17 protein-coding genes are annotated in these 20,190 nt (G+C 70.1%); 8 read left to right on the forward strand and 9 right to left on the reverse strand.

All coding sequences use genetic code 11. The features are described from left to right. Window positions 1–1,426 (reverse strand): condensation domain-containing protein (locus ON21_RS11910; RefSeq protein ID WP_157170804.1); only part of this gene is annotated, 1,426 nt, incomplete at its 3' end. A 504-nt stretch (window positions 1,427–1,930) separates the two neighbouring features. Then, the gene (locus ON21_RS11915; RefSeq protein WP_039797931.1) at window positions 1,931–2,617 is read right to left on the reverse strand and encodes a TVP38/TMEM64 family protein; all 687 of its coding nucleotides are present in this window, start codon (window positions 2,615–2,617) and stop codon (window positions 1,931–1,933) included. Between the two features lie 237 nt (window positions 2,618–2,854). On the opposite strand from ON21_RS11915, the gene ON21_RS11920 reads away from it, so the two are divergent. Genes ON21_RS11920 through meaB form a run of 3 tightly spaced genes read left to right on the forward strand, consistent with a single transcriptional unit; the run spans window position 2,855 to window position 8,030 of the window. Beyond that, window positions 2,855–4,711, forward strand: a complete 1,857-nt coding sequence (locus tag ON21_RS11920) for a methylmalonyl-CoA mutase family protein (RefSeq protein WP_039797891.1) — start codon at window positions 2,855–2,857, stop codon at window positions 4,709–4,711. Further along, entirely contained in the window at window positions 4,711–6,990 is a 2,280-nt protein-coding gene (gene scpA / locus ON21_RS11925; RefSeq protein WP_039797892.1) for a methylmalonyl-CoA mutase, read from the forward strand. Before ON21_RS11920 ends, scpA begins: the two co-directional genes overlap by 1 nt. After that, window positions 6,987–8,030 (forward strand): methylmalonyl Co-A mutase-associated GTPase MeaB, encoded by a 1,044-nt coding sequence (gene meaB / locus ON21_RS11930; RefSeq protein ID WP_051020709.1) that lies wholly within the window; start codon window positions 6,987–6,989, stop codon window positions 8,028–8,030. The genes scpA and meaB overlap by 4 nt, the downstream gene beginning before the upstream one ends. A 37-nt stretch (window positions 8,031–8,067) precedes the next feature. Here meaB and ON21_RS11935 read toward each other — a convergent pair whose 3' ends face one another. From ON21_RS11935 to ON21_RS11945, 3 genes are all read right to left on the reverse strand, one after another. Then, window positions 8,068–9,024 (reverse strand): endonuclease/exonuclease/phosphatase family protein, encoded by a 957-nt coding sequence (locus tag ON21_RS11935; protein ID WP_039797893.1) that lies wholly within the window; start codon window positions 9,022–9,024, stop codon window positions 8,068–8,070. A 183-nt stretch (window positions 9,025–9,207) separates the two neighbouring features. Further along, window positions 9,208–10,092 carry an amidohydrolase family protein gene (locus tag ON21_RS11940; RefSeq protein ID WP_039797933.1) on the reverse strand — a complete coding sequence of 295 codons (885 nt, stop codon included), beginning with the start codon at window positions 10,090–10,092 and terminating at the stop codon, window positions 9,208–9,210. Next, a complete protein-coding gene (locus ON21_RS11945; protein ID WP_039797894.1) occupies window positions 10,089–11,141 on the reverse strand; it encodes a nucleoside hydrolase in 1,053 nt (350 codons plus the stop codon). Before ON21_RS11945 ends, ON21_RS11940 begins: the two co-directional genes overlap by 4 nt. Window positions 11,142–11,258: 117 nt before the next feature. Here ON21_RS11945 and ON21_RS11950 point away from each other — a divergent pair, with 117 nt between their 5' ends. Further along, window positions 11,259–11,834: a TetR/AcrR family transcriptional regulator gene (locus ON21_RS11950; protein WP_039797895.1), complete on the forward strand. Its 576-nt coding sequence runs from the start codon at window positions 11,259–11,261 to the stop codon at window positions 11,832–11,834. A gap of 113 nt (window positions 11,835–11,947) precedes the next feature. Here ON21_RS11950 and ON21_RS11955 read toward each other — a convergent pair whose 3' ends face one another. Then, window positions 11,948–13,288: a CoA transferase gene (locus tag ON21_RS11955; RefSeq protein WP_083880569.1), complete on the reverse strand. Its 1,341-nt coding sequence runs from the start codon at window positions 13,286–13,288 to the stop codon at window positions 11,948–11,950. Between the two features lie 582 nt (window positions 13,289–13,870). On the opposite strand from ON21_RS11955, the gene ON21_RS11960 reads away from it, so the two are divergent. Next, entirely contained in the window at window positions 13,871–14,413 is a 543-nt protein-coding gene (locus ON21_RS11960; RefSeq protein ID WP_039797896.1) for a hypothetical protein, read from the forward strand. Window positions 14,414–14,471: 58 nt separating this feature from the next. Next, window positions 14,472–15,341 carry a serine hydrolase gene (locus ON21_RS11965; protein ID WP_039797897.1) on the forward strand — a complete coding sequence of 290 codons (870 nt, stop codon included), beginning with the start codon at window positions 14,472–14,474 and terminating at the stop codon, window positions 15,339–15,341. Here the strand turns inward: ON21_RS11965 and ON21_RS11970 are convergent. After that, window positions 15,326–16,276 carry a LysR substrate-binding domain-containing protein gene (locus ON21_RS11970; protein ID WP_039797898.1) on the reverse strand — a complete coding sequence of 317 codons (951 nt, stop codon included), beginning with the start codon at window positions 16,274–16,276 and terminating at the stop codon, window positions 15,326–15,328. The genes ON21_RS11965 and ON21_RS11970 overlap by 16 nt on opposite strands. A gap of 83 nt (window positions 16,277–16,359) precedes the next feature. Here ON21_RS11970 and ON21_RS11975 point away from each other — a divergent pair, with 83 nt between their 5' ends. Both ON21_RS11975 and ON21_RS11980 read left to right on the forward strand, forming a co-directional pair. Beyond that, window positions 16,360–17,340 carry an MBL fold metallo-hydrolase gene (locus ON21_RS11975; RefSeq protein ID WP_039797899.1) on the forward strand — a complete coding sequence of 327 codons (981 nt, stop codon included), beginning with the start codon at window positions 16,360–16,362 and terminating at the stop codon, window positions 17,338–17,340. A 187-nt stretch (window positions 17,341–17,527) separates the two neighbouring features. Further along, window positions 17,528–18,286 carry a thioesterase II family protein gene (locus ON21_RS11980; RefSeq protein ID WP_039797900.1) on the forward strand — a complete coding sequence of 253 codons (759 nt, stop codon included), beginning with the start codon at window positions 17,528–17,530 and terminating at the stop codon, window positions 18,284–18,286. 6 nt (window positions 18,287–18,292) lie between these two features. On the opposite strand, the gene ON21_RS11985 is transcribed toward ON21_RS11980, so the two are convergent. Then, window positions 18,293–18,682, reverse strand: a complete 390-nt coding sequence (locus ON21_RS11985; RefSeq protein WP_039797901.1) for a DUF2784 domain-containing protein — start codon at window positions 18,680–18,682, stop codon at window positions 18,293–18,295. A 46-nt stretch (window positions 18,683–18,728) separates the two neighbouring features. After that, entirely contained in the window at window positions 18,729–20,159 is a 1,431-nt protein-coding gene (locus tag ON21_RS11990; RefSeq protein ID WP_039797902.1) for an SDR family NAD(P)-dependent oxidoreductase, read from the reverse strand. Window positions 20,160–20,190: the final 31 nt, after the last annotated feature.

The following is a 20,190-nucleotide window of genomic DNA, read 5'->3' on the forward strand; positions in this document are numbered from 1 at the left end:
CGAGAGTTTCCCGCCAGAACGCCAGGTTCTCGCGGCGGCTGCGGATCCGGGCGGCTTCGCGAGCGGTGGCGGGATGGATCCGCCCGAGGTCGGTGCCGGGCGCGGCGGCGGCGAACGCGTCGAGGAACTCGATGAACTTGCTGTGGTGCGCGGAGAGTTCGGCCTCGGTGTAGCGGTCGGGATTGGCCAGGAAGTGCAGGATCGTCCGGGACGGTTCTCCGGTCTGATACAGGTTGACCAGCAGATCCTCGACCGGCCCTGAGCTGAGGATGTGGAATTCCCCGGTCATATCGCCGAAGCGGACCTTCTGCGGGAAGAACATCACGTTCACCATCGGGCCCGCGAACCGCCGCTGCCACCGGGATCCGGTGGCGGCGCGAATGTCGGCGAGGCCGCACCGCTGGTGCCGCAGCGCGCCGACCAAGTCCGACTGCACCCGCCGTACCAGCGTCGCCACCGTGTCCCCCGCGCCGAGTGTCAGCGGAAGCGGCGCGAGGTTGACGAACACCCCGCCGGACCGGCGCAGCACGGCCGTGGTCCGGCCCGAGACGGGAACATCGACGAGCACCTCGTCTCGGCCGGTCATCCGCGCCAGATAACATCCGAACGCGGCGATCACCACCGCGGCCGGGCTGGCTTCCTGCGCTTTCGCGGACTCCGCGATCCGCTCCACCAGCTCCGTCGGCAGGTCGGCGATCGCGACCACGCTGTCCGCGCGCGGCGGCGCGTAGCGGGTGGCCAGGCTGGATTCCTCGTCGCCGACGCCCGCGAGTTTGTCCACCCAGTAGGCCTCGTCGTCGGCGAACCGCTTCGACTCCCGATAAGCGCGGTCGGCCTCGTACAGAGTGCGCAGGTCCGCCGCCCGGTTCGGCTCCGGTGGCCTGCCCTCTACGGCGGCGGTGTACAACTCCGCGAGCCGGTTCTGCATTGTCATCGCGGCATAGCCGTCCACCGCGACGTGGTGGGATCTGCTGTACAGCAGGTAATGTCGATCCCCGACCTGCAGAAGCGCCGATGCGAACAACCGGTCTCGAGTCATATCCAGTGGCGCGGTGTATTCCTCGCGCATCCACCGCAAGGCCGCCGCCATGGGATCCGGTTCGGCCCGCATATCGAGTATCGGCCCCCTCGAATGCAGCGACGTGTCGAAAAGTTGATGCGGATTTCCGTCGACCTCTACCAGGCGCATATATCCCGACTGGAACTCGTGGCCCGCTCGAATGATCATCTGACGCAGGAGTTCGCGATTCGGGTCCCCGTGGAACTCGACGTACTGCGCCTCACATATCGGAACGTCCGGACTCAGTCGTTGCGCCAGCCACAGCCCCCGCTGCCCAGCAGACAGCGGTACAGGCTCTGGTGGCGACACGTCCGGTACGGCGTTCGAACTCGGGTTGGGGTCGAACTGCGGTCGCGGAACGGTCATCACCTAGCCTCCAGACCCCGACCGGAATCAGTCTAAGCCGACCGGTTCGTTTGCGTACACCCAAACGGGTGAGAAATAATTGCCGAATTGACGACTCTGATAACCGGGGCGCGTTGGTTCCTCGGTGGAGGTTCGCGCGGCGCTATACCGCCCGAACAGTAAGGCGACAGCTCGATTCGGCGGGTGACGCTGTCATCCCGAGTGAGCGGCCGATTCGGACAAGAGTCGAAAACGAAAGGGCTGTCCCCGATATCTCTTTTGTCTCGATTTTCGGTATGGTGCATTTCTATTGAACCGCGGGCAGGTGTGAATCGTGGCGGTCGCCGGCGGTAGCACGGCCTGCGCCGCGGTGATCCGGCGCTGAACTCGGCGCGGGCGAAAGTGACTAATGTCCATGACATTCAGCGGCAGCTGTACGCCGAGGTGGCGAGGTGCGACTGCCCGCCGCGGTCCGCAACGGGCCCGTGTAGGCGGGATCGCCGTACCGGCGGAATCGGCAGCGCGCTAGTCGGCGGCCGGGACGGGCTCGGCGGTGTCGACCGGTGCGGGAACCGCCGTCTTCCATCGCGCGTCGACGACCAGACCGACCGAGCCGACCGCGAGGCAGACGCCGGACAGCGCGAGCATCGCCGGATGGGTCGTCCCGGTGAGCGCGTCGCCGAGGATGACGGTGCCGATCGTGCCGGGCAGCACGCCGAGCACCGTGGCGATCAGGTAGGGCCAGAACCGAATCGAGGACAATCCGCAGCAGTAGTTGATCACCGAGAACGGCACCGCCGCGATGAGCCGCAATGAGCCGACCGCCAGCCAGCCCCGTCGCGCGAGACGTTCGTCGATCGCGCGCACCGCGGGATGGGTGAGCCGGGCCGCGACCTGATTGCGGTCGAGCGCGCGGATGAGCAGGATCGCCAGCGCCGCGCTGACGGTCGTCGCGCCCACCGCCAGCGTGATGCCCAACAGCGGGCCGAACAGCAGCCCGGCGCTGACGGTGAATACCGTGCGCGGGATCGGCGCCACCGTCACCAGGGCGTGGACCAGGAAGAACAGCAGTGGGAAGACCGGGCCGACGGAGGTCGCCCAGTCCTGCACCTGGCGGGGCGACGGCAGCGGAACCAGCAGCGCGGCGCCGAACAGCGCCACCGCGCCGACGATCAGCGCGACGACCCGCGGGTCGCGGATCAGCCTGGCCACGACCGCGCCGCGCCGGCGCTCGGCTGTGTCGTGCCCGTCGGTGCTGCGCTCCGTCACGGGCGACAGGTTACCGGTTGGTAGTGGCGGGCAGGATCAACCGGCTGGGAATACGCCCGCTAGCATCAGGAGGAGCGGGACGAATGCCCGTTAACCGAAGTAGTCGCTGAGCTGGGCGAATGTGAGGGTTCGGGCGCGCACTGGCGGTGTGCCCGTGGTGAGGAAGAGGAACAGCAAGCTATGCCGATTGCTTCAGATCCCGGGGCCGACCCGGTGCCCGAATACGGCGCATGGCGCAAGGGCGTTGCGGGGGTGCTGGCGAAGGCTCGCCGCGTCGATGTCAGCGAACTTCCCGAGGAGCCCGAGCGGCTGCTCGACGAGACCACCTATGACGGATTGACCGTCGCTCCGCTCTACACCCGGCGCGACGAGTTGCCGGAGCAGCCCCTGCCGGGAACCTTCCCCTTCGTTCGCGGTCGGGACGCCACCCGCGACGTGCACCGGGGCTGGTTCGTCAGCGCGCGATTCGCCCGGTCCGACGCCGCGGCGGCGAACCGCGAGATCCTGGCCGCACTGGAGAACGGGATCAGCGCGATCTGGCTCGGCGCCGGCGAGCGCGGCGTCCCGGTGGCGGATCTGCCGACCGCCTTGACCGGCCTGCTGTTCGAACTGGCCCCCCTCACGCTGGACGCGGGCGCCGACGTCGCCGACGCGGCCGCGCAGGTGTTCGCGGTGCTCGACGGCTACACCGCGGCCACGCGCGAAGACATTCGGATCAACCTCGGCGCCGCGCCCTTGACCAGCCGCTTCGCCGGCCTCCCCGACATCGGTCCCGCCGAGGTCGGCGCGCTCGCAGGCCGGGCGGCGCAGCGGCCGGAGACGGTGCGCGCGATCACCGTGGACGGCACCGTCTTCCACGATGCCGGCGCCTCCGACGCCCAGGAACTGGGCGCGGCCGTCGCCGCGGGCCTGGCCTACCTCCGGTCGCTGACGGAAAGTCTCGACATCGCCGACGCGCTGGAACAACTGGAGTTCCGGTTCGCCGCCACCGACGATCAGTTCGCCACCATCGCGAAGTTCCGTGCCGCCAGGCAGCTGTGGGCGCGAGTCGCGCAGGTCTGCGGCGCACCGGATTTCGGCGGCGCGCCCCAGCACGCGGTCACCTCCGCCACCATGATGAGTCAGCGCGATCCCTGGGTGAACATGCTGCGCACCACGCTCGCCGCGTTCGGCGCGGGCATCGGCGGCGCCGACACGGTCACCGTGCTGCCGTTCGACTCCGCCCTGCCGCCCGGTGAGCTCGGCGTTTCGAAGTCGTTCGCCGAACGCATGGCCCGCAACACCCAGCTGCTGCTGCTCGAGGAATCGCACCTCGGCCACGTGCTCGACCCCGGTGCGGGCTCCTGGTACGTCGAGGACTTCACCGCCGCGCTGGCGGCGAAGGCGTGGGAGTTCCTCCAGGAGATCGAGGCGGCCGGTGGCTACCTCGCCGCGCTGGAGTCCGGACTGCTCGCCGAGCGCGTCGCCGAGACCAGGACCGCTCGCGACACCGATGTCGCCCACCGCAGGACCGCCGTCACCGGCGTGAACGAATTCCCGAACCTGGCCGAGCAGCCGCTGTCGGAGGCGGCGCGGGAGGCGGGCCGGGTGGCCCGCTACGGCGCCGCGTTCGAGCAGTTGCGCAACCGCTCCGACGCCTACCTCGCCGCGCACGGCGCGCGGCCGAAAGCGCTGCTGGTGCCGCTCGGTTCGGTGGCCGAGCACAACGTGCGGGTCACCTTCATCGCGAACCTGCTGGCCTCGGGCGGTATCGAGTCGATCAATCCCGGGCCGCTCACGGTGGACGGCATCGCCGCGGCGGCCACCGAAGCGGGGGCGCCGATCGCCGTGCTGTGCGGCTCGGATACGCGGTACGGATCCGAAGCCGGTGCGGCGGTGCAGGAACTACGTGCCGCCGGCGTGCCCACGGTGCTGCTGGCCGGCGCGGCGAAGGCCGTCGCCGACTTGGACGACACGCAGCGCCCGGACGGATTCCTCGCCGCGCGCATCGACGCCGTCGCCGCGCTGTCCGGCCTGCTGGAGAAGGTGGGAGCCTGATGACTACTCGTGAGATCAAGCATGTGATCGGCAGTTTCGCCGACGTGCCGCTGGCCGAGGGCGCGCCGGAGCCCGCCGCGGTCGACGCGGCGCAGGTGACGGAGTACGTGCGCGCGGCCGCGGCTGCCAACGAGTACGCCCCCGAGCAGCTGGTGTGGTCGACGCCCGAAGGCATCGACGTGCCGCCGGTGTTCACCAAGGCCGACCGGGACGCCATCGCGGCCGAGGGATATCCGCTCGACAGCGTGCCCGGCGTCGCGCCGTTCGTGCGCGGACCGTACCCCACGATGTACGTCAACCAGCCGTGGACCATCCGCCAGTACGCGGGTTTCTCCACCGCCGCGGACTCCAACGCCTTCTACCGGCGCAACCTCCAGGCGGGTCAGAAGGGTCTGTCGGTCGCGTTCGACCTGGCGACCCACCGCGGGTACGACTCCGATCACCCCCGGGTACAGGGTGACGTCGGCATGGCGGGCGTCGCCATCGACTCGATTCTGGACATGCGCCAGCTGTTCGACCACATCCCGCTGGACCAGGTCAGCGTCTCGATGACGATGAACGGCGCGGTGCTGCCGATCCTGGCGCTGTACGTCGTGGCCGCCGAGGAGCAGGGCGTCGCGCCCGAGCAGCTGGCCGGAACCATTCAGAACGACATTCTGAAAGAGTTCATGGTCCGCAACACCTACATCTACCCGCCGAAGCCCTCGATGCGGATCATCTCCGACATCTTCGCCTACACCAGCGCGAAGATGCCGAAGTTCAACTCGATCTCCATCTCCGGCTACCACATCCAGGAAGCGGGTGCGACCGCCGACCTGGAGCTGGCCTACACTCTCGCCGACGGTGTCGAGTACATCCGGGCGGGCATCGACGCGGGCATGGAGGTCGACAAGTTCGCGCCGCGGCTGTCGTTCTTCTGGGCCATCGGCATGAACTTCTTCATGGAGGTCGCCAAGCTGCGCGCCGGTCGCCTGCTGTGGAGCGAGCTGGTCGCGAAGTTCAACCCGAAGAGCGCGAAATCGCTGTCGCTGCGCACTCATTCGCAGACCTCCGGCTGGTCGCTCACCGCGCAGGACGCCTACAACAACGTGGCGCGCACCTGCATCGAGGCGATGGCCGCCACCCAGGGCCACACCCAGTCGCTGCACACCAACGCGCTCGACGAGGCGCTGGCGCTGCCGACGGACTTCTCCGCCCGCATCGCCCGCAACACCCAGCTGCTGATCCAGCAGGAGTCCAACACCACTCGCCCGATCGACCCGTGGGGCGGCTCGTACTACGTCGAGTGGCTCACCCACCAGCTGGCCAACCGCGCCCGCGCGCACATCGCGGAAGTCGAGGCGCACGGCGGCATGGCGCAGGCGATCGGCGAGGGCATCCCGAAGCTGCGCATCGAGGAAGCCGCCGCGCGCACCCAGGCCCGCATCGACACCGGCCAGCAGCCGGTGATCGGTGTCAACAAGTACCAGGTCGAAGAGGACCAGCAGGTCGAGGTCCTCAAGGTCGAGAACTCGCGGGTGCGCGCCGAGCAGATCGAGAAGCTGCAACGCCTGCGCGCCGAGCGCGACCCCGACGCGGTGCGGCGGGCGCTGGCCGAGTTGACCCGCGCCGCGGCCTCTTCCGAGGGCGGCATGGCGAACAACCTGCTCGCGCTGGCCATCGATGCCGCGCGGGCCAAGGCCACCGTCGGTGAGATCTCCGATGCGCTGGAGCAGGTGTACGGCCGCCACCAGGCGGAGATCCGTACGCTCTCCGGTGTGTACCGCGACGAGGCAGGGAAGGTCACCAACATCACCAAGGCGAGCGAGCTGGTCGAGGAGTTCGCCGAGGCCGAGGGCCGCAGGCCGCGCATTCTCGTCGCGAAGATGGGTCAGGACGGCCACGACCGGGGACAGAAGGTGATCGCCACGGCCTTCGCCGACCTCGGCTTCGACGTCGACGTGGGCCCGCTGTTCCAGACCCCGGAAGAGGTGGCGCAGCAGGCGGCCGACAACGACGTGCACGTCGTCGGTGTGTCGTCGCTGGCGGCGGGCCACCTCACGCTGGTGCCCGCCCTGCGGCAGGCACTGGCCGATGTCGGGCGACCCGACATCATGGTCATCGTCGGCGGCGTCATCCCGCCCGGTGACTTCGCCGAGCTCTATCAGGCGGGCGCGGCGGCGATCTTCCCGCCCGGCACGGTGATCGCGGACGCGGCGATCGACCTGCTGAAGAAGCTCGGCGCCGAACTCGGTCACGACCTCGGCAGCGGCGCCGCGGATTCCGCCGCGACGGAATGAGCGAAGCGGGTTCCCCGGCGCGCGACACCCCGGCGGTGGCCGGGCGCCGGGTGATCGACGTCGATGCCCTCGCCGCGGCGGTTCGCGCGAACGAGCGGGCCGCTCTGGCGCGGGCGATCACGTTGGTGGAGTCCACCAGGGCCGATCATCGCGCGCTGGCGCAGCAACTGCTGTTGAAGGTGACGCCGGAGGCGGGTGCGGGGGGCGCGCCGTCCAACCGAGTCGGCATCACCGGCGTTCCCGGTGTCGGCAAGTCGACTTTCATCGACGCGCTCGGGATGTATCTGATCGAGCGGGGGCACCGGGTCGCGGTGCTCGCGGTCGACCCGTCCTCGACCAGGACCGGCGGTTCCATCCTCGGTGACAAGACCAGGATGGCGCGGCTGTCGGTGCAGCGGGACGCCTATATCAGGCCCTCGCCGACGGCGGGCACGCTCGGCGGCGTCGCCAAGGCGACGCGCGAGACAATCGTGCTGCTCGAGGCGGCCGGATACGACGTGATCCTGGTGGAGACCGTCGGGGTGGGCCAGTCGGAGGTCACCGTCGCGAACATGGTCGACGTGTTCTGCTTCCTCACCCTGGCCAGGACCGGCGATCAGCTGCAAGGCATCAAGAAGGGCGTGCTCGAACTCGCCGACCTGGTCGCGGTGAACAAGGCCGACGGCAAACACGAGGTCGAGGCCAGGTCCGCCGCCCGGGAACTGGCGGGCGCGCTGCGGCTGATCCACCCGCACGACGCGCTGTGGCGGCCGCCGGTGCTGACCATGAGCGGTTTGGAGGGCATCGGCCTGGACCGGTTCTGGGACACGGTGCTGGAACATCGTCGGGTGCTCACCGACGCGGGGGAGTTCGCCGAGAAGCGCCGTCGCCAGCAGGTGGACTGGACCTGGACCATGGTCCACGATCAGCTGCTGCGCAGGCTGGCGGACAACCCGGACGTGAAAGCCATTCGGGCGCAGGTGGAAAAGCAGGTCCGCGACGGCACCCTCACGGCCGCGCTCGCGGCCGAGGAACTGCTGAACGCCTTCGACGGCCGCTGACCCGCCAGGACCCCGTTCCGGCGTGCCGCGACGAGGGTCAACGGCCGTTCAGTTGAATCCGCGCCACCAAGGCGCGATGGTCCGCGCCGGGGAGCCCCACGGTCTCCGCCGCGACCGCGCTACCGCCGGCGATGAGAATGTGGTCGATGCCGACCAGCGGAGGCCACCGCTTGTCGGTCGGATAGGTGACCAGATGTCCGGCGCCCGCCTGCTCGGCGGCATCGCCGAAGCGGCCGGACAGCATCGCGCGGAACTGCCGATGGTCGTAGGTCGCGTTGAAATCGCCGCCCGCGATCACCGGTCGATCGGCAGGCGATCGGTCGAGAATCGCTCGCAGGCGGGACAATTCGTCGGCCCAGACCCGGGTGCCGTACACCGGTGGGACCGGATGGAAGGCGTACACCGCGACCGGACCGAGCCCGGGAACGTCGGCGGTCGCCGACAGCTGATTCAGCACGAACCCGTCGTACTCCACGGTTTCCGTCAGGGGGTAGCTGCTCCATATTCCCGTCCCGGTCGCGGTTCTGCCCGGTGAGACGAAGCGGTACGGCAAGATCCGGTCCAGTCCCGCGCGGCCGAGGTCGTCGACTGCCGTCGGCGTGAGTTCGTTCACGGTGAGCACGGCGACGTTGCGTGCGCGCACCTCGTCGACCAGCGTCCGGGGATCGGCTCCGTCGAAAAGGAGATTGGCTTGCATCACCGTCAGGGTGTGCCCGTCCGCGTCGCCGGAGCGTCCGACATACAGCGGCGCTTGCGTCCACGCCGCGACGGCGACGACGACGATCGCGACTGCCGCACCGCTCCACTGCCGCATGGCGACGAACGCCACCGCCCCCAGCACGGCGGAACCCATCAGATACGGCGCACCCGAAGCCGCCAAGACCAACATCCGAGACTGCGAGCCACTGAAGTGCAGTGCGATCCCCACGCACCCGGCCAGTGCGGCAAGCCAGGCCAGTAGCTGGACGACGACCAGGATCGACTTGGAGATCACGTCCGATATTCGAACACACCGGCGACGCCGGGCATTCGACGGCAGCCGCCGCCGACCGCTGCTGCCGAGGCAGAGCGTGTTCTTCGGCCGTTCCGGACGCCGTAGGTGACGACCGCTGCGGGCAGGTGCGGTCGGGCTGATGCCCGCACGGCCCAGCGGCTCACGGTCATGGCGACCCGAAGGTCATTCGAGGCCGAACAGCGCCGCCGCGTTGCGATAGCAGACCTGGCGCAACCAGTCGTCACCGAGATCGAGCCGTTCGAGCGCCTCGATCGAATGAGCATAGGAATGCGGGATATTGGGAAAGTCGCTACCGAACAGGATGCGGTCGGCGAAGGCTCGCAGCCTGCCGTGTTCGTGCACCGGAAACGGGGCGTCGGCCTCGGAGAAGTCGGTCCAGACCATCGTGGTGTCCAGCCGCAGGTCCGCGTAGACCTCGGCCAGATCGAGGAATTCGGAGTACTCCGGCGTGCCCATGTGCGCGACGATCAGTCGCAGGCGCGGAAAGCGCCGCAGCACACCGGCGATCGGCTCCGGCCCGGTGTGCGTTCCGGGAGCGGGGCCGGAACCGCAATGGATGACGATCGGGACGCGCGCGTCCTCCAGCAGGCCCCATACCGGGTCCAGCAGCGGGTCGCCGGGATGGTAGCCGCCGACCTGGACGTGCGCTTTGAAGACGCGAGCGCCGCGCTCGACAGCCTCCCGCACATAGCTCGCCGCCTGCGGTTCGGGAAAGAACGTGGCGGTGTGCAGGCAATCGGGTGTGCGCGCCTCGAAATCGGCGGTCCATTCGTTCAGCCACGCGGCCATATCCGGCTTGTGGGGGTACACGAGAGCGGTGAACGCGCGGACACCGAAGTCCCGCAGCGTCTTCAAGCGGACCTGCTCGTCGGCGCGGTAGGTGATCGGCCAGGTGCGGCCGATCAGCGGGCCCGCCGAGTCGAAGTACGCCCACACCTTCCGCAGGACCTGGTCGGGCATGAAATGCGTATGGACATCGATGATTCCGGGCAGCCCGAGCCGGTCGTGGAATACGGACAGGTACGTCGTCTCGTCGGCGTCGCTCATCGGACCTCCTGCGTCGCGGGCGGATGCACCGTGCACGCGAGGTCGCCGACCCGCGCGATCAGTCGCTCGAAGAACAGCTCCTGGTCGGTGCCGATCACGATCTCGGCGTTGGGTTCCCGGCCCCACATGCCCGTCCAGTCGGCGACCGTGGTCGCGCGAGTGATGGTGCCCGCCAGTTCCACGTCCACCGTCGCCGGGCGGGTGCGGGCCAGCGCCGGGTCCAGCGCCACCGCGGCCGCGAACGGATCGTGCATGTGGGCCAGGTAGCCCAAGTCGTAGCCGTGGTGGAAGTCGAAGTAGAACCGCACGGCATCGGTGACGTACCGGACGATCGGATTGCTCGCCGCCGAACGGGCCTCGGGCGGATCGGCGGGCGAGACGACCTCCACCGGATAGCTCTTCGCGCGCTCGGCTAGGCGGACCAGGTGCTCGGGCCGCATCTCGATGGTCTCGGTGATGTCGAGCGCGCACACGATCGGCCTACGTTGCGCGGGGGCCGCGGCGAACGCGTCGAAGACCTCCTTGGCGGCTTCGGGGTCGACGTGCACGTTCCACTCGTTGGTCGGTGTCGTGTTGCCCGGGTGGTTGAACGCGCCGCCCATGATCACCAGGCGGTTCAGCAACAGCGGCAGCTCGGGTTCGATCCGCAGGGCGAGCGCGAGGTTGGTCAGCGGCCCGGTGCACAGGCCGACGATCTCGCCGGGATGCGCGCGCACCAGATCGGCCCACATCCGCGCGGCCGATCGCGGCGAGAGACGGCGAGCCGACGGGGGGAGTTCGGCGTACCCGATGCCCTGGGGTCCGTGCGTGTCCTCGGTGGTGCGCAGCGGGATCGCGAGTGGTTCGGCGGCGCCGAGCGCCACTTCGATGTCCGGCGCGTGGCAGACGTCGAGCCAGGCCAGATTGTTCGCGGCCACCTGCGCCGCCGGAACGTTGCCCGCGGTGGCGGCGATGCCGATGATCTCGGCCTCGGGCGAGCCGAGCAGGTACAGCAGCGCGAGCGAGTCGTCGATGCCGGTGTCGACGTCCAGGATGATCTTCTGCCGCACGGGACGAGACTAGCGAGCCGGGGTGCCGGGGCGACGCCGAGGGCTCGATAGCTCCGAGATCGCAGGCGATAGAACGTACGTCTAGTACATATGTCTGAGACGCTGTAGTCTCGGTTCATGGGAAATCGCGAGGATCTGCTGGCGGGAGCACGAAAAGTCATCATCGAGCGGGGCGTCGCCAAGGCGACCGCCCGCGACATCGCCTCCGCGGCCGGGGTGAGCCTGGCCGCGATCGGATACCACTTCGGCTCCAAGGACCAGTTGATCACCGAGGCACTGGCCGACTCCTTGGGCACCGCGATCGGCGACAGCATGGAGCAGAAGATTCGCGAGGGCAGCGGCGTCGAGCTGCTGACGGCGTTCGCCACGATGTGGAACGGCATGCCCGCGGTGTTCACCGAGAATCACGACAGCATGCTCGCGAGCATGGAGAACCTGGTCCGCGTCGCCCGCTCGCCGGAGTCGCAGAAGTTCTACGCGCAGGCTCTGCCCGGGGCCTACCGGGAAATGGCGGACGCGCTGCGAGAGACACACCCTCGGCTGAGCCGAGAGCAAGCCGAGGCGATCGCCGAACTGTATTTCGTGCTCGTCCAGGGCCTGGGCGTGCTGCAGACCATCGCCCCGGAGGCGAACCTCCCGGACGGCGACCGCCTTGCGCAGGCGGTCGCCGCACTCGTAGGGACCCAGGGTTAGTCGCTCGCTCGACGGCTCGGCGGCGGGAATGGGGCGCGAGCGCGGCACCGTGACCGCTTCGAGTGCCGCGATTCGGGGCGCCGCTGAACGAATTTCGCGGCGCCCCAGCGGGGTCAGTGCGTCGGCAGGGGCCACGCGGGGTGATCCGCGCCGTAGGCGGGCGCGGGCCAGGCGTAGTCCGGGTATTCGGCGAGCACGGGCAGCGCGGTGACGACCTGCCCGTGCCTGACCGCATGCGCCGCGCTCGGCGCCGCGGCACCGGCATGGCGCGGTGTGCGATCCGGCGCGTCGAGCAGCCAGGACGCGGTGCGGGCCAGCGCCACTCGCACGTCCCGGCCGACGCCGTCGCCCGCGCGCGCGACCAAGGCGTCGATCACACCGGCCGCGAGCAGATAGCCCGACGCGTGGTCGAGTGCCTGTGCGGGCAGGGCCCCGGGTACGGAGGGCGCGCCCTCCAGGATCGAGATGCCGGATGCGGCCTGCACGATGCTGTCGAAGCCGCGCCGCTCACCCCACGGGCCGGTTTCACCCCAGGCGGACACCCGCCCGTGGATCAGCCCGGGACGGGCTGCTGCCCGCACCCCGGCGCGCTCCAGCGCGCCCGGCCGGTATCCGGTGATCAGCACGTCCGCGGCGGCGATGAGATCATCGATGCCCCTGGTGCGCAGATCGACCAATGTCGAGCGCTTGCCCTGACCGGTGTCGGCGAATTGCCAGGGGATCTCGGGCAGTTGCGGCGGGTCGACCCGCAAGACGTCGGCGCCGAGCAAGGCCAGCGCCCGTGTGGCGACCGGGCCCGCGATGACCCTGGTCAGATCGAGCACACGCAACCCGCGCAGCGGCTGCAGAGGTGCGGCGCCCGCCGGCAATCCGGCTTCGCCACGGTCGGCGCGTGAGTCGATCGCGACCAAGGGGCCCGCTGCCGCGGCCTGTCCCTCCTGGCTGGTGGTCCATTCGTCCTCGGTGCGGACGCGAACGGCAATGGCGCCGTGTGCGGCCGCCTGGTCCTCCAGGTCGGAGGCGCGGATCATGGCCATCTGGGCGACGGCGAGGTCGACGGGCGCGGACTCGGGCAGGCCGAGTGTGGCGAGCAGCCGCGCCCGGTGATGCGGATAGTTGGCGTGCGTGCGAACCCATCCGTCGAAGGTGGGGAAGAAGCCGGAGAGGTCGGCGAATTGTGTCGGCAACCGGCCGCCGACGCGTAGCAGACGCTCGCTGGAGAAGGCCGCGGTGATGCGGGACGGGTCGATGCGATGCGCCACCGGGTCCAGACCGCGTGCGGCTCGCATGCGGTTCGCGGCGGTGGTGAGCGCCGCGACCGAACCGGCGGCAAGGGCCCAGACCGGTAATGTGGCGGCGAGATTGCTGCCCGGGTCGGGCGCGGGGGAGATGCGCGAGGCGGTGACACCGATACCGGCCTCGTAGTCCTGGACGAGCCGTGCGTGCGTGTTCACTCGCTTCAGCCTAGTTGCCGGTCCGGTGGACTCGGGTGCCGTGGTCGCCGCGGTCGTGGCGCGTGCGGACCGCGGTTTCCGCGCCGCGTCGCCGTTCTGTGCTGCGACCTGCGGTGATTCGCTTTCGAGACCGGCACGGCACGCGCGCGGGCGCGTGGCGCCTCGATGCCGCGGTGCGGTCGTCGACCGGATGGCGCGCCCGCCCCGGGTGGACCTCATCGGTGCGCTCGAACGTCGAGCGCCCGATCGCGCAAGGACGATGCCGAGATTGCGGATGAAATGCTGACGAGCCGGCGGCGTCCTCAGGATGCTCCCGATGCCCCGCGCGGTGGTGTGCCGGTCCGGTTTCGCGGCCTGCGCCGTACGAAAAAGGCTGTCCGAGTGGACTTCTCGCCAGTGAGGATAGTGGCGGACGCCGAATCCGGACGTATCGGCCAGGATGTCCGCATGCTGCACCGCAGCAGCCGGCGCGGGGACGCCGCGCCGATCCGATGACCTGCCCGTCGCGCGCGGGCAGAGGGGCAGAGCATGGCCGGCCGCACCGAACTGCCGCGCGGTGGCCGTAGGTGAGGTCGATCGACGATGACGGATGTCTACGCCGGAAGTGCGGAATACACGGTGCCCGCGATCAGGAAGAAACCGAATTCATCCTCCCGGGAACGGGTCCCGGTCTTCGGCATCGACCTGCGGCCGCGCACGGCTCTGCTGCCGGACCGGGTGCGCCGCGCGCCGATCACGCTCGACTACGAGCTGATGGCCGTGCAGGATGCCCAGAACGCCGGGTACCTGCGGGAGATCCAGGACCTCGCCGCCGAGCGCGCGGCACTCGGGACCGCGGGTCACGACCAGGCGATGCGATTGCGCGTGGAGCAACTCGAGGCGGCGCTCGCGGCCGCGCGGACGGACGCGGTCGCGGCGGGAGTCGCCACCAGCGACGTCGATCGTGCGGTGGAGTACGGCCGCGCCGGCGCCTACTGGGCCGACCGCCCCGCGCACCGCTACCTCGGCCGGATCGCTCAGCTGACCGACGAAATAACCTCTCGCCTCACGGAATTGGCCGACTATCGGCAGCGGATCGCCGAACTCGAACAGCGGCTCGCGCGGGCCACCCCCGACGAAGCCTGAGCCGTCCGGCACGCCCCCCGGCGCCGTAGCCGCCACCGCGGACGGGGATGCTGCATCGGTGCAGGAGATTTTTCGAACCGTCGGCGTCGAAGGGTGGGTACACGCCCGGTGTATCGACTGCGGCGCCGAGGCGGGCATCCGCGCGGATGAACCGGTGGTGCTCGCCTCGGTGGTGAAGGTGCCGCTGGTCCTGGAGTTCGCCAGGCAAGTGGCGGCGGGGCAGTTGGACCCCGCCGACCGGGTGCGGGCGCGGGCGGCGGATCGGCTCGGCGGCGTCGGCACCGCGGGTTGCGCCGACGACGTCGAGTTCAGCCTGCGCGACGCGGCGTACTTCGCGCTCACCGTCAGCGACAACACCGCGGCGGACCTGCTGTTCGACCGGGTGGGGCTGGACAACGTGCGCTCGCTGCTGCGCGAACTCGGTCTCACCGCCACCCGCGTGGTCGGTCCGCCGCGCACCGTTGTGCAGTCCATGGCCGAGGACATCGGCGCGGCGGACGCGGCCGAGTTCGCCCGCCGGTTTCCCGCGCTCGACGCCGAGCAGGTGCTGCGCACGCGCGCGCTGGACCCGCGGCGCACCACCGCGAGCACCCCGCGGGAGATGGTGCGGCTGCTCACCCTGATCGCCCGGGATCAGGCGGGCGCACCGGAGGCGTGCCGGTGGGTCCGTGACCTGATGCGCCAGCAGGTGAACTGGTATCGGCTCGCCGCCGCCTTTCCGCCGGAGGTGCAGGTCTGGGCCAAGACGGGGACGCTGCCCGGTGTGCGCAACGAGATCGGCGTCGTCGAGTACCCGGACGGAAAGCGCTGCGCCGTAGCGATTTTCACCCGTGCGACGACCTTGGTGCAGCGGTTGCCCGAGGTGGATCGCGCCATCGGCGCCGCCGCGGTCGAGGCCATCGGCCGGATCGTTCACGGTGGGCCGTAGACGACGTTCCACGGCCGTTGCGGCAGGTCCGCGGCCGTGCTCGGCCGCGACGCGCCGTCGCCTTGCAGCACCGTGACCACCAGCTCGGCCAGCTCGCCCACCAGCGGATGCGCCACGCCCACCGGCCAGGCCAGCGACAACCGATGACCGAGCGTTCCCTCCGGTAGCGGCCGCCAGACCACGCGGGGTTCCTTCTGCGCCACCATGCCCTGGTCGAAGGCCACACCCCGCCCCGAGAGCACCATCCCGAGGACGAATTCCGGATTGCGCGCGTGCTGCACCGACGCCGGGCGGAACCCGTGCTCCCAGCAGCGGCGCAGCGTCGCGTCGTAGAGCCCGGGCGCGGCGGCGCGCGGGAAGATCACCAAGCCGTGCCCGGCGAGATCGGCCAGTTCCAGTGCCGACCGCGCGGCCAGCGGCGAATCGCGGGGAAGTACCACGCCGAGCGGTGTCTCCACCACCGGACCGAGTTCCAGGCCGACGGTGTCGACCGGGTGTTGCAGCACCCCGGCGTCGAGCTGCCGGTCGGCGAGCAGCCGGACCTGCTCGGCGGTGGTCAGTTCCTGCAGATCGACCCGGACGTCGCTGGCCTCGAACGCGGTGAGCAGTGCGGCGAGCACCCGCCCGGCCAACTCGGGCGGCACCCCGATCCGCACGGCGTCGATCTCGCCCCGATGCGCCTTCCCGACCAGCGTTCGCGTCCGCTCCCAGCGGGCGAGCAGATCGCGCGACTCCGCGAGCAGGATCTGCCCGGCTTCGGTGAGTTCGACGCGGCGGCTGTCGCGGTCGAACAGGCGCGCGCCGAGGTCGGCCTCGAGGCGGCGGATGCGCTGGCTCAGCGGCGGCTGGGCGATGCCCAGCCGCTCGGCGGCCCGCCCGAAATGCAATTCTTCGGCGACGGCGACGAAGTACCGGAGTTGGCGCAGCTGGTCCACGCTGCGACGATATCGTTTCCGATATCACCGAGCACTGGGTCGGGTCTTGGACACGGCCGCCGCGCATGTGGTGTGGTGCCCGCATGACAGCTTTCGGACGGCGTGAATTTCTCGGCGCGACCGCGGGCGCGGCCGCGCTGGCGGGGTTGGTTGCTTGCGCGACAACGGATTCCGCCGACAACGGTGCGACATCATCGGTCTCCGCGCAGGGCTCGCCCAGTGGTGTGACGCTGCGGTGGTGGGGCAACAACAGCTGGGAGATCCGCCTGCCGGAAGGCAAGACCGTGCTCATCGACCCCTGGCTGACCAGGTTCCATACCGGAACCTACACCGCCGAGGGCGCGGACCCGCGGACACCGATCACCGTGAACACCGCGCTGATCGACCACTACGTCGACAGCGGTGAACTGCGCGCCGACCATATCCTGGTCACCCACGGCCACTACGACCACATCAGCGACGTGCCGTACCTGGCGAAGAAGACCGGAGCGACGGTGCTCGGCACCGAGACGCACCTGAACCTGATGGCCGCGCTCGGCGCTCCGGAGCAGCAGCTCGCCCTGGCGACGGGCGGCGAGTTCCTCCGTTTCGACGGTTACACCATCCGGGTGCTGCGTTCCCTGCACTCCGCTTCCGGGCCGCGTGCCACGGTGGCGTTCGCGGGCACCCGTCCTGGCTTCGGCACGAAAGAACTGCCGGAGCCCAAGGTGATCCGCGATCTGGTCGAGGGCGGCACGCTCGCCTATCAGGTGAGCGGCGGCGGCGTCGGCGTGCTGAACTTCGGCGGCTCGAACTACATCGAGTCGGAACTGGCGGGATTGCGCCCGGACGTGCTGCTGCTACCCGCAGGAGGCGGCAAGATCCAGGATTACGTCGGACGCCTGCTGCGGGCCACCGGCAACCCGCGCTACGTGCTGCCCACCCATTGGGACGACTTCGATCATCCACTCACCGAACCCGCTCGCGACTGGGGCGGCCTGGAGACCCTGCGGGCGGCGGTGCTCGCGGCGAGCCCGCAGAGCGCTTTCGTCACCGTGGACCATCTGCAGACCTTCCAACCCTGATCGAAGTCCGCTCCGATCGCACCGTCAGCCCGGCGGGCGCGGGCCGCGGCGCGCCGATCACGCGGTCGTATTGATCCGGCGGCCTGGGGTCACCTCGAGGCTTCGACCCGGTCCGGCGGCCGAGGGCGACTACCGTGGTCTGGTCCGGCCGCGCGGCGAGACCGGCGCAGGAGAAGGGAGATCCAACGTGGCAGGCGGTATCACCGATTCGGACTGGTTGCGGACGCTGCGATCCGAGGCGGTCGTGCGGCATCACCTGCTGTGCTTCCCGCCGGGCGGCGGCTCGGCCACGGCATTCCGTGACCTCGCACAGCGGTTCGGGCCCGGTGTCGCGGTCTTCGCGGTGCAGTATCCCGGGCGGCAGGACCGGTTGGGCGAGGACCTGATCACCGACCTGGCCGCACTGGCGGACCGGATCGCGCGCGAGGTGCTCGCGCGGGGCGAGATCGCGCCGCTGTCCTTGTTCGGGCACAGCATGGGCGCGACCGTCGCGTTCGAGACCGCCCGCAGGCTGGAGCGCGCCGGGCAGCCGGTGGCCACCCTGTTCGTATCCGGCCGTCCCGCACCGACATTCGAGGAGACGCAGCGGCTGCACCTGGCCTCCGACGACGCACTCATCGACGAGTTGGTGCGGCTGGCCTCGGATCCCGCTCCGCTGGAGATGCTGCGTGCCGAGCCGGGCCTCGCCGAACTCGTGCTGCCCGCCGTGCGCGCGGACTACCGAGCGGTCGAGACCTATCGCTATCAGCCGGGCGAACCGCTGCGCGCGGACATCGCGGCGCTGGTCAGCACCGAGGACCCCACGATGCGACCCGAACAGGCCGACGAATGGCGAGCGCACACCAGCGGCGGATTCGACCGCGCGACGTTCCCCGGCGGGCATTTCTACCTGGACGAGCACGGTGCGCAGGTCGCGGATTTCGTGCAGCGCCACCTCGGCGATTGAACACGGTCAGTGCGGTGCGTGCACCCGGGTGGCCGGGGCGGCCCGTCGGTGCAGCGCCCACGCGTAACCGATCCAGGACGCCACCACCAGCGCGGCCACGAGTGCCCGCACCAATCCGAGCGCGCTCTCGGGGTAGATCACACCGGTGAGATAGTGATCGATGAATCCGCTCGACGGCAGCCGCTGCTCCCCGGCGCGCTCGCGCGCCCAGTTCTCCGAATACGTGAGCGGGCAGTCGAACCCGAACACGATCGTGCTGAACCCCCAGCAGACCGCGAGCGCGTGCAGCCAGATCGTGCGCACGAAGCGCCACGCGAGGAACCCGCCGACCACCACGTAGGCCACGAAGGCGAAATGCGTGACGGCGGTGGCGTCGGCCAACAGCCGGTAGAGCACGCCTCCAGCGTAACCTTCCGCCGCGCGGCGGGTCCCGCGCCTGCGGCTACCACGGGGAGGGTTGATAGTCCTTGAGGAAACAGCCGAACAGATCGGTGCCGTTCTCACCCTGCACGATGGGGTCGTAGACCCGCGCCGCGCCGTCGACCAGGTCCAGCGGGGCGTGGAAGCCTTCCTCGGCGAGGCGGAGCTTGGTGTAGTGCGGGCGCTCGTCGGTGATCCAGCCGGTGTCGACCGCGGTCATCAGAATGCCGTCCTGCTCGAACATCTCCCTGGCGCTGGTGCGGGTCAGCATGTTCAGCGCCGCCTTGGCCATATTGGTGTGCGGGTGTCCCGGGCCCTTGTACGCGCGGGAGAACTGCCCTTCCATGGCGGAGACGTTCACGACGTACTTGCGGCGCGCCGCGGCGGCGGCCATCGCCGGGCGCAGCCGCGAGACCAGGATGAACGGCGCGACCGAGTTGCACAGCTGCACTTCCAGCAGTTCGGTCGGATCCACCTCCGCGACGGTCTGCACCCAGCTGTTGGTGTGCGCCAGGTCGGGCACCAGGCCACCCGCGTCGATCGCCACGCCGCGCGCGATCCGTTCCGGCGTCGCAGATCCGGCGACCAAGGCCAGCTCGGCGACATCGGCGGCGGTCAGCGCCGGGGTGAGCGAGGCGGTCAGCGCGGTCGGGTGCGCCTGCATGGTCTTGCCGAAGCTGACCACCTCCGGCAGCGCGCCCGCGGGCAGCGGTCCCGACTCCGCCTCGACCAGGGCGCTGTAGGCGCCGGGGGAGCGGCGCACCGTCTGCGCGGCGTTGTTGATCAGGATGTCCAGCGGGCCCTGGGCGGCGACGTCGTCGGCCAGGGCGACCACCTGGGCCGGATCGCGCAGATCGATGCCGACGATGCGCAACCGGTGCAACCAGTCGGCGCTGTCGTCCATCGCGGCGAAACGCCGGATGGCGTCGTTGGGAAAGCGGGTGGTGATGGTGGTGTGCGCGCCGTCGCGCAGCAGTCGCAGCGCGATGTACATGCCGATCTTGGCGCGACCGCCGGTGAGCAGTGCCCGCCGCCCGGCCAGATCGGTACGAGCGTCCCGTTTGGCGTGGCCGCGCGCCGCGCACTCCGGGCACAGCTGGTGGTAGAAGGCGTCGACCCGGGTGTAGCGCTGCTTGCAGATGTAGCAGGGACGCGGGCGGATCAGGGTGCCCGCGCTGGCTCCGGTGGTGCTCGAGCTGATCGGGATCCCCGCGGTCTCGTCATCGATCCGGTTCGGCGAGCCGGTCGCGGTCGCGGCGACCACCGCGCGATCGGCCTCGGACACCGCCGCGCGCGCGTCGGAGCGGCGCCGCTGCTTGAGCTTCTTGAACATGTGCCCGACCGCGCGCTGCACCGTCACCGAGTCGGGATGATCCTTCTCCAGCGTTCCGGCCTGCTCCAGGACCCGAAGACAGGTCGCGAGATCCTCGGGATCGATCATGCTTTCGGCCATCGCGGCTGGGGACATCCTTCATCGAGCTGGG

This window comes from Nocardia araoensis NBRC 100135 (assembly GCF_000308435.1).
Taxonomy (GTDB): domain Bacteria; phylum Actinomycetota; class Actinomycetes; order Mycobacteriales; family Mycobacteriaceae; genus Nocardia; species Nocardia araoensis.